The sequence below is a fragment of the Paenibacillus hamazuiensis genome, assembly GCF_023276405.1.
Classification (GTDB): Bacteria; Bacillota; Bacilli; order Paenibacillales; family NBRC-103111; genus Paenibacillus_AF; species Paenibacillus_AF hamazuiensis.
This window is the reverse complement of sequence record NZ_JALRMO010000001.1, coordinates 6,218,834-6,232,897: the sequence shown is the minus strand read 5'-3', so window position 1 is coordinate 6,232,897 and position 14,064 is coordinate 6,218,834. Positions and strand designations below refer to the sequence as shown.

Genomic DNA, 14,064 nt, shown 5'->3' with positions numbered 1-14,064 from the left:
AAAGGAGGTTTTCGTATGGCGCCTGCAGAAAGGTATAGGGAAGAGGACGGCGAGCTGTATATCGTCATCGGCGGGGTGGTGGCCCGATGCAAGGCGATGCAAATCGAAGGGATCACTCATTTTGTCAGAGCGCCATATGACGGGAAGGTAAGGGCCGTGCACCGGGAGCACGGTGATGAGGCATCCATCATCGCTTCCTTCGTCTACCGGACCAAAGAGGAGGCGCAGAGGGCAATACTGACGAATGCTTTTGATCCTACGGCGCTCAAATGGAGCGGTGTCGGGGAGGCCGGCGTCCCGAAAATTTATTTGGCCGGCGTGCATGTGTTCAGACCGGATGCGGTTCAGTATGGCCGGGAGCTCAGGGAGCTGTGCCGGGCGTACGGCTTCGAGGGGCTGTATCGGCTCGACAAGGAGCCGCTGGACAATCTGAGCGGACCGGATACGGCCAAAATGATTTTTTATGCCAATGTGGGGCTGATCCGGGTTGCAGATATCCTGATAGCCGATCTTAATCCGTTCCGCGGCTATGAACCCGACTCCGGAACCGTCTTCGAATGCGGTCTCGGCTACGCTCTGAACAAGAAGCTGTACGGATTCATCTCCGACGGCAGGACGATGTATGACAAATTGGCGCATGCCATCAATCCGCAGACGGGAACCTTCAAGGACGGCATGGCGGTGGAAAATTTCGGCCTGCCGCTCAATTTGATGCTTTCCATACCGGTGCACCTCGTTGTCGGCTCGCTCGAAGAGTGTCTGAAGCGGGTTCGCTCCGATCTGCTGGAAGACGGGCCGGTAAATACGGTATGATAAATAGTCGAGAATATGATCCGAAAAGGAGCAGCTATGACGCAAAAAATGATTCTGGATGTCGATACCGGCATCGACGACGCGCTTGCGCTCGCCTATGCGATCGCTTCGCCTGAAATCGAGCTGCTGGGCGTGACGGTGTCGTACGGCAACACCCCGGCGGCCAATGCCTGGCGCAACACGCAGGAGGTGCTGCGTCATCTGCGCAGCAACGTTCCCGTATACCGGGGCGCCGACCGGCCGCTCGGCCGAACGAGGGTGTACAGCGGCAAGTTTCATGGGAACGACGGTCTCGGGCATACGCTCGGAGCGGTGGCGGAGCCTGCGGCGGCATCGCCCGACGCGGCGGATTTCATCATTGCGCAGGCCCATGAACTGGGGGCGGAGCTGGCCGTTGTGACGACGGGCCCGCTGACCAATCTCGCGCTCGCGATTACCAAGGATCCGTCCATCATCGATAAAATCGGCAGGGTGGTCTGTATGGGCGGCGCGTTCATGGCTCCGGGCAACGTCAGCAAATTTGCCGAAGCCAACATTTATATGGACCCGGAAGCGGCGGATAACGTGTTTCGCTCGAACCTGCCGCTGACGCTCGTCGGTCTCGACGTCACCCGCAAAACGCTGCTGACCCGGGACGACATGCTGCGCTGGCGGGCGAAAGGTACGGAGATCGGAACGTTTTTTGCCGATTTCACCGAGTTTTATTTGCAGGCGTATAAGGAGCATTATCCGTATTTAAAAGGCTGTGCGCTCCACGATCCGCTCGCGGTCGCCGTCGCCAAAAACCCCGGATTTGTCCAAACGGTGCCGATGTTTATCAAGGTCGATCTGGAGCCGGACGCGCTCGGGAGAACGACGGAGGACCTTCACCGCAAGGAGCCGGCCGTGCCGAATTCGCAGGTGTGCGTGCAGGTGGAAGCAGGCCGGTTTATGAACGATTTCTTCGGCTTGCTTGATACATTGATGGATTGAGGGGGCGGCTCATGATTCCAAAAGCGCCAGAAAAATTGGAAACCGTGGACCGCATACTCGTGATGCTGGAATGCTTTACGGACGAGAAGCCGGAGTGGGGCGTTACGGAGCTCGGAGAGCAGCTGGGACTGTACAAAAGCGTCGTACACCGGATGCTTTCCACGCTGGAACGCCGCGGTTATGTGGTCAAAAACCCGCATACAAAAAAATACGCTCTCGGACTGAAGCTCTTCGAGCTGGGCATGCTGGTCGGCAGGCAGATGAACCTGCGGGCGATCGCCCGTCCGGTTATGGAGGAGCTTGGCGTCAAGACGAACGAAACGGTGCTGCTGTCGATCGCAGACTCTCTCTCCGGGGTATGCATTGAAAAAATCGAGAGCAACCAATCGATCAAGTCCACCTCCCAGCTCGGAAAACGCGTGCCGCTGTATGCCGGGGCGCCGACGAAGCTGCTGCTTGCTTATTTGCCGCCCGAGAGCATAGACGCCGTAATTGCAAACAGTCTGGTCGCTTACACGGAGCAAACGACAGTAGAACCGGACCGGCTCAGCCGGGATTTGGAAGAAATTCGCCGCCAAGGCTACTGCATCACTTACGGCGAACTGGACATCGGCTCGGCCGGCGTCGCATTTCCGATTTGCAATCATGAAGGAAAAACGATCGCCTCCTTAAGCGTCGTCGGTCCGGAGTTCCGCATGAAGGACGCGATGAGGACGTACTGGGAGCATTGCCGGGAAGCGGCGCATGCGATCTCCCGCCAGCTCGGCTGCGAGATCCGGATGATCGAGACGTGGAATAGCGGCGCAGGTTATCCGCTGCGCTAATCGTCGATCCGGACAATTTTCGAATAATTGGGCGAAAAGTGAAAATTATCACTAACTATAAAGCGCTTTCTTTGGTATAATCAACCTTAGAAGGCGCTTTGCATTTTCATGAAGAGGAGATGGTTTAGCGTGTTGATGAGCACCACGGAGTTTTACAAAACGTTGCCCGTCCGAAGTTGTACCCAGTGCGGCGAGGTGCTGGAGGAAATGGCCGATTGCTACAGCTGCGTATGCGACAAATGCCGAGGAATGACGTTTTATCCGCTGTCTCCGATGCAAAATGCAGTGCCGGATACTAAACCGCAGTGATGCTTATAGAAATCATACGAAGCAAAAAAAACCAGGGATCGGCCTGACAGGCTATCCCTGGTTTTTTGCTCTGCGGGCATCATGCTTCCGAAGCTTCTCTAAAGCCGCATGATTTATGCGTGCCGTCGCAGAACGGCTGGGTTCCCGAATGGCCGCAGCGGCAAAGTGCGGTTTGGCTGCCGGTGCGGAACGCGTTGCCTTTGCCGTCGACGAGCGTAATCTCCCCTTCTATGACATAAGGGCCTTCATCGAACTTGGTAATTTTGATTTGGGACATGGAAAAACATCTCCTTTTACCTTTTGATTGTATGAGAAATAATTGCTCACACAACTATACTAACTTGGCAATGTTGTTTAGTCAATTATTTTTTTTGTTGCTCACGCAACATCTTTGATATATAGTAAGTTTAAAAGGAGGGAAGACTTCGTGAAAGAATACCACGCAATCGTTAAATCGGCGCTGCTGGCGGACGATCCCGCCACCTTCGTCACCCGCCGCGTCGACAGCATCCGGGTGGAACTGGGGGGAATTCCCGGCGATCGGCATTTCGGGCTGCTCCGTCCGGCGGATTCGCGGCAAAACATATACCCCCGGGGGGAACTTATTGCGAACCGGCGGCAAATCAGCATCGTTTCCGTGGAGGAATGCGAGCGGATAGCGGGGAATATGGGACTTGGCGAAGTGCGGCCGGAATGGCTCGGCGCAAATTTGCTTGTTGAAGGATTTCCGGAGCTGACCTTGCTTCCTCAAGGCTCCCGGCTCTTGTTCCCGGATGGCACCGGACTGATCTGCGAAGGGGAAAATTTGCCGTGCCTCGGACCTGGCCGTGTCATCGAGGGGCTGTTTGGCCCGCAGACTCCCGGCGCTTCATTCGTTTCGGCAGCCAAAAAGCTGCGCGGCATCGTATGCTCCGTCGAAAGAGAGGGCATAATTCGGATCGGCGACGGGATCCGAATCATTTGCCGGTAACGATTCGTTAAAATAGCGGAACTTTTCCGAAACAGATGTATTATTTTAAAATAGCCGTTGACAGAATATACCCCGGTGGGGTATATTTATTTTCGAAAGGAAGATAATGCCTCCGGATCCGGGTAGTCTTTTTTAGTGAAATCGAAAATTTTTTTGGTTGTTGACATACCATTGGGGGGTATCGTATGATGAGGTCGTGAGGTGATAACAATGATCCATGTAACCGATCAAGCTGCGGAATGCTGTGAAACCCACAGCGAAAGAAAAAGCCATCATTCCGACAAGATGAAAAGCAACCTGATCAGCCGTTTGAACCGGATCGAAGGACAAATTCGCGGGGTCAAAGGTTTGATAGAAAAAGACACTTACTGCGACGATGTGCTGAACCAGATCGCCGCGATTCAATCGGCGCTGAACAGCGTAGGGCGGCTGCTGCTGGAGGGACACATGAAAAGCTGCGTTATAGAACGCATCCAGTCCGGAGATCACGAAGTCATTGATGAATTGCTGATTACCGTCAATAAATTAATGAAATAATACTACGGAGGGATTCACTATGCAAAACGTTACGTTGAATGTTCAAGGAATGTCCTGCAATCATTGCGTCAATTCGATCGAAGGCGCCGTCAAGGAGATTGGCGCAACCGCCAAGGTAGATCTGCAAAGCGGCACCGTTTCGGTCCAATTTGACGAATCGAAGCTGTCTCTCGGAGCTATTAAAGAAGCGATAGAAGATCAAGGCTACGACGTCGTTTGATGTTACCCGCGGCCATCGCATGGTGGCCCTTTCTTTTGATCTGAATTATACCCCATGGGGGTATATAAAAACGAACGAAGGTGATGAAGATGAGTACGATGCAATCCGCACCGCAGCAACAAACATCTTTACAAATTACCGGCATGACCTGCGCCGCCTGCGCTGCGCGAATCGAAAAAGGGCTCGGCAAGCTTCCCGGCGTACAACGTGCCGCGGTCAACTTCGCTTTGGAGACGGCGCATGTGGAATTTTCCGCCGCTCAGGTGTCCGTTCCCGATTTGGTAAAAAAGGTGGAGCAGCTTGGCTATAAGGCGAAGCCGAAGCAGGAGACGAAGGATGCCGGCGAACACCGCCGGCAGGAAATCCGCCGGCAAAAGCGCAAGCTGCTCGTATCTGCAATCCTTTCGCTGCCCTTGCTTTGGGCGATGGTCGGCCATTTTTCCTTCACCTCATGGATCTGGGTGCCGGACCTGTTTATGAATCCGTGGTTCCAGCTTGCGCTCGCTACACCGGTACAATTAATCGTCGGCTGGCAGTTTTACGTCGGAGCGTATAAAGCGCTTCGTAACGGCAGCGCCAATATGGACGTTCTCGTCGCGCTCGGCACTTCGGCCGCGTATTTTTACAGCCTGTACCTGACGCTGCAGTCTCTCGGAGAACACGGGCACGGTTACCAAGTCGATATGTACTACGAAACGAGCTCGGTGCTCATCACCCTGATTCTGCTCGGCAAACTGTTCGAAGCGCTCGCGAAAGGGCGCTCCTCGGAAGCGATCAAGACGTTGATGGGGCTGCAAGCGAAAACCGCGCTTGTTCTCAGAGGAGGACAGGAGCTCAGCGTTCCGGTGGACGAAGTGATTGTCGGCGACGTTGTTCTGGTAAAGCCGGGCGAGAAGGTGCCGGTTGACGGCATCGTGCTCGAAGGCGTCTCGGCCGTCGATGAATCGATGCTGACGGGCGAGAGCATACCGGTTGAGAAAAAAAGAGGGGATTCGGTGATCGGGGCTACGCTGAACAAAAACGGCGTGCTTAAAGTGCAGGCGACGAAAATCGGCAAAGAAACCGCATTGTCGCAGATCATTAAGGTGGTCGAGGAAGCTCAGGGCTCCAAGGCGCCGATTCAGCGGGTCGCGGACGTAATATCCGGTATTTTTGTTCCGATTGTCGTCGGCATCGCGTTAGTTACATTCTGCATTTGGTATTTCGCCGTAAACCCGGGCGATTTCTCGGGGGCGCTGGAGAAGGCGATTGCGGTGCTTGTCATCGCCTGCCCGTGTGCATTGGGGCTGGCGACACCGACCTCGATCATGGCCGGCTCGGGGCGTGCGGCGGAGCTTGGCATCCTGTTCAAGGGCGGGGAGCATTTGGAGACGGCTCACCGGGTGAATGCCGTCGTGTTGGATAAAACCGGTACGGTGACCAAGGGCAAGCCGGAACTCACCGACGTGTTCGTCGCAGACGAATGGAAGGAAGCGGAACTGCTGGCCTTGATCGGCGCGGCCGAACGGAACTCCGAGCATCCGCTGGCCGAAGCGATCGTCGTCGGCATTCAGTCCCGCGGCATCGCGCTGCCGGCATCGGAAGCTTTCGAGGCGATTCCGGGATACGGCATCAAGGCTGGCGTAAACGGCCGCGAGCTGTTGATCGGCACACGGAAGCTGATGGGCCGCTACAGCGTCGATATTGAACCGATTTTGCCCGAAATGAATCGGCTTGAAGAGCAGGGGAAAACCGCTATGCTCGTCGCCGTGGACGGGAAATACGCCGCGATGCTGGCTGTGGCCGATACCATCAAAGATACGTCCCGGCAGGCGGTCGCGCGCCTGAAAGAGCTCGGGCTGCAGGTGATCATGATCACCGGCGATAACGAGCGGACGGCGCGTGCGATTACGAAGGAAGCCGGTATTGACCGCGTACTCGCGGAAGTGCTGCCCGAGGGAAAAGCGGCGGAAGTGAAAAAACTTCAGGACAGCGGCCTGAAGGTGGCGATGGTCGGCGACGGAATCAACGACGCGCCTGCGCTCGCCACGGCCGATATCGGGATGGCGATAGGCACCGGAACGGACGTGGCGATGGAAGCGGCGGACGTGACGCTGATGCGCGGCGATTTGAACAGCATTCCCGATGCGATTTTTATGAGCAAAAAGACGATGCTCAATATCAAGCAAAATCTTTTCTGGGCGCTCGCTTACAACGTGATCGGCATTCCGATCGCCGCCGCAGGTTTCCTCGCCCCTTGGCTCGCCGGTGCGGCGATGGCGCTCAGCTCGGTTTCGGTTGTGCTTAATGCGCTCAGATTGCAGCGTATAAAGTTATAAGTTATTTTTCGCAAGCAGTTTAAGATTTGGATTAAAATGCGCTATTATACCAAGCCTCTGAAATTTTAGCAATAAAATGGGGACGTGGGAATTTTAATGGAATTCTCATAAAAGCAGGTGAACCGTTGGGGCCCGTGCGTTTGCGGCTCGTCTGGTAATATCTCCAATTTTTTGAGGTGCTATACTAGGGACAGGCAAGAACACAACTAGAATGCAACCTCAGGAGGTAACCAAATGATGATGAAACGCAGCATGGCGAAAAAACTGATGACGGCTACTTTGAGTTTGTCTCTGCTGTTTGCGGGAGGAGCTGTAGCGCTTCCGACTTCCGCACACGCAGCGACGCTTGCCGAACGTATTATCGATACGGGGGACAACTATATGCACACCCCTTATAAATTCGGTGCTCCGGCTGGAAGCACCCGGGTGTTCGACTGCTCCTCGTTTACACAGTATATTTTCAAAAAACATGGCATCTCGCTGCCCCGCACTTCCAAGCAGCAATCGAAAGTCGGACGTTACGTGCCGCGCAGCCAACTGCAAAAAGGAGACCTGGTGTTTTTCTCGACCCGCAGCTCCGGTGGCAAAGTCGGTCATGTCGGCGTATATATCGGCAACGGAAAAATTCTTCATACCTTCGGCAATCCGCAAGGCGTGACGATTTCCAACATGAAATCGGGCTGGTGGTCCAACCACTACATTACGGCAAGACGCGTGCTTTAATTATAAATATGAGCAGCAAGGAACCCGCGGCGGCAGCTGCGGGTTTCTTGTGCGCTTGGCAGCGCATCGTACTAACGGGTGAAAGTCCCGAGCGCACCGCGGGGTGGCGGAAGCGCATAGCCGACTGGTAGTGCTCTGGCCGTAAGGGAGGGTGCGGAGGATCAGAAGGCAAAACCCGGAACAGGCGGCATGAACCATGTTGGCTGGCGAAGCCGGATAACCCTGCAAGAGAAGGGGACGTCCTATACCACCATAGGCTTCGAAAGTTAGGAGGACTGGATTCGGGGGAAAGACGATGACGTGACCCAAGGAGGGCTTATCGTCTTCCGCATAGCGGTAAACTCTTTTCAAGGCTTATAGGGCTAAGACAGAATGATGGATGGTGAGCAGTCATACGAAGGGATAGTAGTGAGAAAGCTTGCCGGAAAAGCCGCAATGGCAAGTGAACCGACACCAACGTTGTCGGTGCAAGCTTAGACCCAAAAGGCAAAGACTTGGTGCGAAGCCCGGAACCGTGGAAGAAAAGCATAACCACCTAGGAAGCCGTCATGTGCCAGACAGAAGCCGGGGAGCCAAGAAGAGCGAAGAGCCGGGGCTGAACAAAAGGGTAGGCCGTCTGGGGCGGAGTACCGAAGGGGAACCGGAAAGGCTGAAAGATTAGCTATACGTCCGGAAACTGAAAGGGAAGGAACACGAGACATGAAGGAAGGAAAAGGAGAGGTAGGCTTTCGTGAGGGAGTAGAAGTCCCGAGAAAACGCAGATGGCACAGCCTCATCGACAAGATATGGGCGATGCCGAACCTTGAGGAGGCATTCCGGGAGGTCAAGCGCAACCGGGGAGCAGCGGGAGTAGACGGAGTGACCATAAAGGTATTCGAGAGTGAACTGGAGCGTAACTTAAGAACGCTTCAGCAGGAGCTGCGGGCGAAGGCATACAAGCCGATGCCGGTCAGGCGCATGTACATTTCCAAGGAAAATGGGGGTCAAAGGCCGCTCGGGATACCCGCAATTCGCGATCGCGTAGTACAGGCGGCGACCCGCCGAATCCTCGAACCGATTTACGAGGCGACATTTATGGAGTGTAGTTTTGGGTTTCGCCCGGGACGCAGTGCACACATGGCGCTGGAGAACATTCGGAAAGATCTCATGGATGGATACGTTTATGTGATCGACGCCGACCTGAAATCGTATTTCGATCTCATTCCACATGACAAGTTGCTTAAGGCCGTCAAGGAAGAAGTGGTGGATGGTAGTGTCCTAAAGCTCATAGAAAGCTTCTTAAAGTCCGGAGTCATGGAGAACGGAAGTTTTCACCTGAACGAGCAAGGAAGTCCACAGGGTGGGGTTATTAGTCCGCTTTTGGCGAATATCTACCTAAACCCGCTGGATAAGCTCATGACTGAACGGAAGCACCGTATAACACGGTACGCCGATGATTTTGTGATCTGCTGCAAATCCCAAAAGGGGGCAGAGAGGGTACTCCAAGGTGTTATTCGTCTACTGGAACAAGAGCTTGGGCTCAAAGTACACCCGGAGAAAACCAAGATCGTGAACAACTTGGAACAGTCCTTTATGTTCCTAGGTCATGAGTTTAAACCGGGATTTTGGGTTACTCCATCCTCGAAAGCCAAACAGAAATTTAAAGAACGCGTGAAAGCAATTACGCGGCGGAACCAAACGGTGAATGTGGAACAGCTGATCCGAAAGAAGTTGAATCCATATTTACGTGGATGGGGTAGCTATTTTGGCTGGGGCAACGTAGGAAGTCTGATGAGAGAGTACGATGCATGGATAAGGAGAAGGCTCCGGATGGTACAGTTGCGGAGCTGGAAAAAGCCGAAGAACTTCTACAGGGCACTAAGAAAGAATAAGTGGAGGGGAGAGCTTCCCAAGATGCGTATGTTCGCATGGAGAAGCTCGCTATCCAAGCCAGCCAGTGTTGCAATGCCAAACGATTGGTTCAGAGAAAGAGGTCTCGTTTTTCTCGTAGACATCTATAATGAACATCATCCCCAGCGGGGATAAGCGCGGAGGAGCCGGATGCGATGACCCGCACGTCCGGTTCTGTGAGAGGCCCATGAATTCATTCATGGGCCTACTCGATTTTGGCCCCGCAAATACTTTCGTGTTTAATTGTTGTATAACGAAACTGTTGTGTGATACAATCGTTGGAGAAGAGGAGGATTTTCCCATGTCTGATTCGATGCCAGATATTTATGAACTGCGCGCCGAGGTGCAGCGATTTATCCGTTTGTTCGGGCTCTTGGAGCCGTCGGTCACACCTTGCGGTTATGCGCTTTCCGTATCGCAGGTGTTGGCTATGCAGGAGCTTGAGCAGCGAAGACTGACGTTAAGCGAGCTGGCGCAGGCGCTGTTTCTGGAACGAAGCACGGTCAGCCGGCTCGTTGACGCGCTGGTGCGCGAAGATTTCGTCTCCCGGAAAATCAATGAAAGCAACCGCAGGGAAGTTTATCTTTCGTTGACGGAGAAAGGCCGGCGTTCTATCTTGCGCGTCAAGGAGCAGTCCGCGCATTATTACGAATCGCTGCTGGAGGGGATGTCCGCGGAGGAGCGGATAACGATTTTGGGCGGCTTCCGCCTGTTCGCAGACTGTATCGCCAGGAAGAAGGGTGGGAATACATAACGTGATTAATGGAAAAACTCAAACGACAGCTTCCGCCGCTTCCCTTGTTCTGGCGTTTCTCGCCTCATCCCATCATTGGCTGCACATGGGGCTGCTGATGCTGCTTGGCGGCGGCGCACACGGCATGGGGGACATGTCGGCACTGCTTTGGGTGCGCCGGTTTATGATGGTCATGACGCTGGCGATGGTCGTCTGGTCTGTTTACCGCCTGGTCCGCCACCGCTGCCGGAAGGCGCCGATAATCGCCGTCACTGCCGTTTCCGCTGTACTGTCGCTGGGATTCATTATTTACACGCTGGTGCAGTTCGGCTGGTAACCTTAGGCTGCCGGACTACTCGATAAACCGGTCCTTCCACTCGGGGCGCGGCATCAGGCATGCCTCGTGTTTGCCGAACCAGCGGTAGCGGTTTCGCGCTACCGCGTCGTACGCCGCGTCCCGCAGCGGACGCGGCACCAGGGCGCCGGCGTACAGCAGCGGCCATAGGCCGGGAAGGCGCAGGACCAGGCGAAGCGCGGCCGTCGATTTGGTGTAGGCACGGCCGTCCTCGATCAGCACGAAGCTGTGCAGCGCTTCGGCAGGCAGGCCGAACCGGCGCAGCAGCGACCGGCCGCTGTCCGATTGCAGGGCCGCGAAGCGGAACCGTTTTCGCGTATCGCGGCGGATCACGAAGCGGACGACGCCGTTGCATAGACCGCATACGCCGTCGTAAAGCACGATGCTCGGCTCCTTATGCAGTTCATCCATAAGTTTTCCCTCCTGGTGACCACAGCTGCCGCTTCTTGGCGGTACCGATAGTTTGCCACAAGAGATCGGCTTTTTCAATCGGTCCGGACATGACCCCCGGAAAAGAAACCCGTCTGCCGAATTGATTTAATAATATTATGTAGATGCGGGCGGGTGGAATCGATGAACTTAACGAATTGTGCTTGCTGCGGCAAGCTGCTGCTGACCGGATACGAGAAGCGCTGCCGCGATTGCATGCAGCTCTATTTGGAGGATTCGCGGAAAATCAAGCAGTTTCTGCTGACTCATCCGCGGGCGAGCGTTATTGAGGTTTGCAACCAAACCGGCATTTCGCTGAAGCGCATCAAGGAAGTCACCGGACAAAGCGGCTGAGCGGCTTTGGCCAAGCTCAGGAAGGCTGCTTCGCGCGGCGGTCCCGGAACTGCTTCGGCGTGACGCCGAGATGCTTTTTGAACGATTTGGAGAAATGGCACAGATCGCTGAAGCCGGTCGTGACGGCAACCTCGCTGAGCGCAATGTCGGTATGCGTAAGCAGGTTTTTCGCTTTTTCCAGCCTGCGGTTGTAAATGAACTGCATCGGAGTCATGCCGAGCAGCGACTTGAAATATTTGATGACATAGTTATGGTGATAATGGATAACCTCGGCCAAATCTTCGATTTTGATATCTTCGTTGAGGCGGCTGTCGATGTATTGAATGAGCGCGTTCAGCTTGCGGATCGAGGGCGGCGCGGCTTTTTTCATTTCGGGGGAGACGCTTCGGTTGATGTAATAGGAAACGATTTCGAAAATCGCCGCCTTCACCCGCAGCGTCACTGAAGGCGCGTCTTCGCATAAACCGCCGGTCAGCTTCGCAAACGCCCGTTCGACCTCGTTTTCGCCGGCTGCGCCAATGAAATAGGGCAACCGGTAATACTTAAAGAGCGGCTCAAATACGACATTGGACGTAAAGTGGCACCAATATTTGGTGAACGTATTGTCGCTAACCGCCGAGAAGGAATGCTGCGTTCCGGCGGGGATGAAAAAAAGCTGTCCGGGCTTCGGTTCATACGTTGTATCCCCGATTCGAATCCACCCTTCCCCGCCGCAAATATAATACAATTTGTTGTACTTCGGGGTTATGTTTTTGCAGCCCCAGCTGCGTTTGCATTTCGTGTACCCCGCATTAAGAATTTGCACCTGCAAGTCGGAGATATAACTGTCGATGATACGTTCGGAAGTATCCGTCATGTTCTCCCACCCCGTTTGAATTCGTTTTCGCAACATGGCTTCATTGTAAGCGCTTTTGTTTGCGCCGGCATTGCAATTTCTTCAGGTCGACATACCTTTTTTTTTGAAAAACAGCCCGGACGGATGGACTCCGCCCGGGCTGTATGCTTCGCGTTATTTGCCGACGGTCAGTTCGATGACGCCGTCTTTTTTGTTGTAACGGTCCGTCGCCTCTTTGATGATCTCATTGCCGCCTTTGGATTTGTATTCTTCAATCACCTTGGGCCAGTCGGAGATCGGCTCCTTGCCGTACACCATTTTGATCATGTGATCGATGATCAGCTTCGGTCCGACGTCCTGCTGGGCGGCGAGATCGGGAAACTTGACGAACGAGCTGAGGTCGGGGTAGAAGCCGATGCCGGACAACCCTTCCTTGGCGAGCACGGTATCGAACGCCTTCAGCGTATCTCTGCCGGTGTCGTCGAGCTGCAGCCTCAGCTTGTTGTAGGTGGCGTCGTGCGTCGCCCAAAGCGTACCGCTGCGGAAGCCTTCCTCCTCGTTGTCCTCCTGCGTTTTCGGAAACTTGTAATTGATTTTGCCGTTCTCCATCGTATATGTTTCGCCTTCGATGCCGAGTGAGAAAAACTTCTCCGCCTGCTCGGTCGTCATCCAATCGAAAAACTTCAGTATGCCCGCGGCCGTTTCCGGCTTCGTTTTCGCATTGATGTAGAACGAGCGGACGACCGGCGTATAGTAGAAATAACCGGCTTTGCCGTCCGGCCCTTTCGGGGACGGAATGATGTCCACTTTGGCGGACGGAGTCACCTGTGTATTGCCCGTGCGGTAGCCCGGAAGCCCCGTTGCATTGGCCGACCAGATGCCGGCTTTGCCGCCGTTGATGTTTTTCGTGTAATCGGTCGAGCTGATCGTTGCGAAATCTTTCGGGATGAGCCCTTCGTCGTACATCGTTTTGTAGACCTGCAAGGCCTTTTGCGTATTTTCCACGTCAAAAAATTTCGGCACGACCTGGCCGTTTTGCACCTCGAACTGGTCCTTGTAAGGGAGCACGTCGAAGGCGCCGAAGATGACGTCGGCATATTTGAAGTTTTCCCTCATCTGGTACGGGTTCTCGACGCCGTTTTTCTTCATCGCCCGCAGCACGTTCAGAAATTCGTCGACTGTCTTCGGCGCCGGAAGGCCGGTTTTTTCGAGTTGGTCGGTTCGAATAAAAGTAGCCCGGCGGGAAGGGTTGCTCAAATATTCCGGGATGCCGTAAATTTTGCCCTTGTAAGACACCGCATCCCAGGCCGCTTTCGGCACCTGCTTCATCAGGTTCGGGGCGTATTGCTTGAGAAGGTCGTCGAGCGGCATGAAGACACCGCTCTCAACGGAGCCGGACAGCGATTTGGTCGTGGCGGTGCCGATAACGCCGACCACATCGGGGATGTCGCCTCCCGCGAACATCAGGTTCATCTTCGCATCCTCGGTGACGCGGACGTCCAGTTCCGTATTGGTCAGTTCGCCAAGCTTCAGCACCCATTTATCTTTGCTCAGATCGGGGATGCGGGTGTGGTAGCCGGTGCTGACGGTGGTCGGATACGAGATGGAAAATTTCGTCTTTTGGGCCGGCGTATTCGTACCGGCGGAAGGGGAGGCGGGTTGGCCGGAGCCGGAGCAGCCCGTCAGCGCTGAACCTGCGGTGAGCGCGGCGGCTACCAGCCACATTGTCTTTTTCTTCATGGTCATCTTTTCATCGAACCCCTTTGCATTTTATTAGGAAAT

General features: G+C 54.5%; 17 protein-coding genes. 13 read left to right on the top strand and 4 right to left on the bottom strand.

All coding sequences use genetic code 11. From position 1 onward, the window contains the following. The first annotated feature begins 15 nt into the window (after positions 1 to 15). The 4 genes from MYS68_RS27060 to yhfH all read left to right on the top strand — a co-directional run bounded on the left by MYS68_RS27060 (position 16) and on the right by yhfH (position 2,918). The gene (locus tag MYS68_RS27060) at positions 16 to 813 is read left to right on the top strand and encodes a nucleoside 2-deoxyribosyltransferase (protein WP_248928806.1); all 798 of its coding nucleotides are present in this window, start codon (positions 16 to 18) and stop codon (positions 811 to 813) included. Between the two features lie 36 nt (positions 814 to 849). After that, positions 850 to 1,785 (top strand): nucleoside hydrolase, encoded by a 936-nt coding sequence (locus tag MYS68_RS27055; protein ID WP_248928805.1) that lies wholly within the window; start codon positions 850 to 852, stop codon positions 1,783 to 1,785. An 11-nt stretch (positions 1,786 to 1,796) separates the two neighbouring features. Next, positions 1,797 to 2,609, top strand: a complete 813-nt coding sequence (locus MYS68_RS27050) for an IclR family transcriptional regulator (RefSeq protein ID WP_248928804.1) — start codon at positions 1,797 to 1,799, stop codon at positions 2,607 to 2,609. Between the two features lie 135 nt (positions 2,610 to 2,744). Beyond that, positions 2,745 to 2,918 (top strand): protein YhfH, encoded by a 174-nt coding sequence (yhfH, locus tag MYS68_RS27045; protein WP_248931029.1) that lies wholly within the window; start codon positions 2,745 to 2,747, stop codon positions 2,916 to 2,918. A 79-nt stretch (positions 2,919 to 2,997) separates the two neighbouring features. Here the strand turns inward: yhfH and MYS68_RS27040 are convergent, their stop codons facing one another. Beyond that, a complete protein-coding gene (locus MYS68_RS27040) occupies positions 2,998 to 3,195 on the bottom strand; it encodes a CDGSH iron-sulfur domain-containing protein (protein ID WP_248928803.1) in 198 nt (65 codons plus the stop codon). A gap of 150 nt (positions 3,196 to 3,345) precedes the next feature. Between MYS68_RS27040 and MYS68_RS27035 the strand changes: the two genes are divergently transcribed. From MYS68_RS27035 to MYS68_RS27000, 8 genes are all read left to right on the top strand, one after another. Continuing rightward, positions 3,346 to 3,888: an MOSC domain-containing protein gene (locus tag MYS68_RS27035; RefSeq protein ID WP_248928802.1), complete on the top strand. Its 543-nt coding sequence runs from the start codon at positions 3,346 to 3,348 to the stop codon at positions 3,886 to 3,888. Between the two features lie 210 nt (positions 3,889 to 4,098). After that, positions 4,099 to 4,425: a metal-sensitive transcriptional regulator gene (locus tag MYS68_RS27030; protein WP_248931028.1), complete on the top strand. Its 327-nt coding sequence runs from the start codon at positions 4,099 to 4,101 to the stop codon at positions 4,423 to 4,425. A 19-nt stretch (positions 4,426 to 4,444) separates the two neighbouring features. Beyond that, entirely contained in the window at positions 4,445 to 4,645 is a 201-nt protein-coding gene (copZ, locus tag MYS68_RS27025) for a copper chaperone CopZ (protein WP_248928801.1), read from the top strand. 89 nt (positions 4,646 to 4,734) lie between these two features. Next, complete coding sequence (locus tag MYS68_RS27020) at positions 4,735 to 6,963, top strand: heavy metal translocating P-type ATPase (RefSeq protein WP_275983524.1); 2,229 nt, start codon at positions 4,735 to 4,737, stop codon at positions 6,961 to 6,963. A gap of 240 nt (positions 6,964 to 7,203) precedes the next feature. Next, positions 7,204 to 7,686 carry a C40 family peptidase gene (locus MYS68_RS27015; RefSeq protein WP_248931026.1) on the top strand — a complete coding sequence of 161 codons (483 nt, stop codon included), beginning with the start codon at positions 7,204 to 7,206 and terminating at the stop codon, positions 7,684 to 7,686. Positions 7,687 to 8,385: 699 nt separating this feature from the next. Further along, positions 8,386 to 9,711 carry a group II intron reverse transcriptase/maturase gene (gene ltrA, locus MYS68_RS27010; RefSeq protein WP_248924450.1) on the top strand — a complete coding sequence of 442 codons (1,326 nt, stop codon included), beginning with the start codon at positions 8,386 to 8,388 and terminating at the stop codon, positions 9,709 to 9,711. Between the two features lie 166 nt (positions 9,712 to 9,877). Then, complete coding sequence (locus MYS68_RS27005) at positions 9,878 to 10,330, top strand: MarR family transcriptional regulator (RefSeq protein WP_248928800.1); 453 nt, start codon at positions 9,878 to 9,880, stop codon at positions 10,328 to 10,330. Position 10,331: 1 nt separating this feature from the next. Beyond that, a complete protein-coding gene (locus tag MYS68_RS27000; protein WP_248928799.1) occupies positions 10,332 to 10,646 on the top strand; it encodes a hypothetical protein in 315 nt (104 codons plus the stop codon). 15 nt (positions 10,647 to 10,661) lie between these two features. Here MYS68_RS27000 and MYS68_RS26995 read toward each other — a convergent pair whose 3' ends face one another. Then, on the bottom strand, positions 10,662 to 11,075 hold the full coding sequence (locus MYS68_RS26995) for a thiol-disulfide oxidoreductase DCC family protein (protein ID WP_248928798.1): 414 nt from the start codon (positions 11,073 to 11,075) through the stop codon (positions 10,662 to 10,664). Between the two features lie 162 nt (positions 11,076 to 11,237). Between MYS68_RS26995 and MYS68_RS26990 the strand changes: the two genes are divergently transcribed. After that, the gene (locus MYS68_RS26990; RefSeq protein ID WP_248928797.1) at positions 11,238 to 11,447 is read left to right on the top strand and encodes a hypothetical protein; all 210 of its coding nucleotides are present in this window, start codon (positions 11,238 to 11,240) and stop codon (positions 11,445 to 11,447) included. A 16-nt stretch (positions 11,448 to 11,463) separates the two neighbouring features. On the opposite strand, the gene MYS68_RS26985 is transcribed toward MYS68_RS26990, so the two are convergent. Both MYS68_RS26985 and MYS68_RS26980 read right to left on the bottom strand, forming a co-directional pair. Beyond that, positions 11,464 to 12,303 (bottom strand): AraC family transcriptional regulator, encoded by an 840-nt coding sequence (locus MYS68_RS26985; protein ID WP_248928796.1) that lies wholly within the window; start codon positions 12,301 to 12,303, stop codon positions 11,464 to 11,466. 153 nt (positions 12,304 to 12,456) lie between these two features. After that, positions 12,457 to 14,022: a type 2 periplasmic-binding domain-containing protein gene (locus MYS68_RS26980; protein WP_248931025.1), complete on the bottom strand. Its 1,566-nt coding sequence runs from the start codon at positions 14,020 to 14,022 to the stop codon at positions 12,457 to 12,459. Positions 14,023 to 14,064 lie beyond the last annotated feature (42 nt).

Excerpts from the sequence above, each read along its gene's own strand:
- MYS68_RS27060 (WP_248928806.1), top strand. The coding sequence starts at position 16 with ATGGCGCCTGCAGAAAGGTATAGGGAAGAGGACGGCGAGCTGTATATC.
- MYS68_RS27055 (WP_248928805.1), top strand. The coding sequence starts at position 850 with ATGACGCAAAAAATGATTCTGGATGTCGATACCGGCATCGACGACGCG.
- MYS68_RS27050 (WP_248928804.1), top strand. The coding sequence starts at position 1,797 with ATGATTCCAAAAGCGCCAGAAAAATTGGAAACCGTGGACCGCATACTC.
- yhfH (WP_248931029.1), top strand. The coding sequence starts at position 2,745 with ATGAGCACCACGGAGTTTTACAAAACGTTGCCCGTCCGAAGTTGTACC.
- MYS68_RS27040 (WP_248928803.1), bottom strand. The coding sequence starts at position 3,195 with ATGTCCCAAATCAAAATTACCAAGTTCGATGAAGGCCCTTATGTCATA.
- MYS68_RS27030 (WP_248931028.1), top strand. The coding sequence starts at position 4,099 with ATGATCCATGTAACCGATCAAGCTGCGGAATGCTGTGAAACCCACAGC.
- copZ (WP_248928801.1), top strand. The coding sequence starts at position 4,445 with ATGCAAAACGTTACGTTGAATGTTCAAGGAATGTCCTGCAATCATTGC.
- MYS68_RS27020 (WP_275983524.1), top strand. The coding sequence starts at position 4,735 with ATGAGTACGATGCAATCCGCACCGCAGCAACAAACATCTTTACAAATT.
- MYS68_RS27015 (WP_248931026.1), top strand. The coding sequence starts at position 7,204 with ATGAAACGCAGCATGGCGAAAAAACTGATGACGGCTACTTTGAGTTTG.
- ltrA (WP_248924450.1), top strand. The coding sequence starts at position 8,386 with ATGAAGGAAGGAAAAGGAGAGGTAGGCTTTCGTGAGGGAGTAGAAGTC.
- MYS68_RS27005 (WP_248928800.1), top strand. The coding sequence starts at position 9,878 with ATGTCTGATTCGATGCCAGATATTTATGAACTGCGCGCCGAGGTGCAG.
- MYS68_RS26995 (WP_248928798.1), bottom strand. The coding sequence starts at position 11,075 with ATGGATGAACTGCATAAGGAGCCGAGCATCGTGCTTTACGACGGCGTA.
- MYS68_RS26990 (WP_248928797.1), top strand. The coding sequence starts at position 11,238 with ATGAACTTAACGAATTGTGCTTGCTGCGGCAAGCTGCTGCTGACCGGA.
- MYS68_RS26985 (WP_248928796.1), bottom strand. The coding sequence starts at position 12,303 with ATGACGGATACTTCCGAACGTATCATCGACAGTTATATCTCCGACTTG.
- MYS68_RS26980 (WP_248931025.1), bottom strand. The coding sequence starts at position 14,022 with ATGAAGAAAAAGACAATGTGGCTGGTAGCCGCCGCGCTCACCGCAGGT.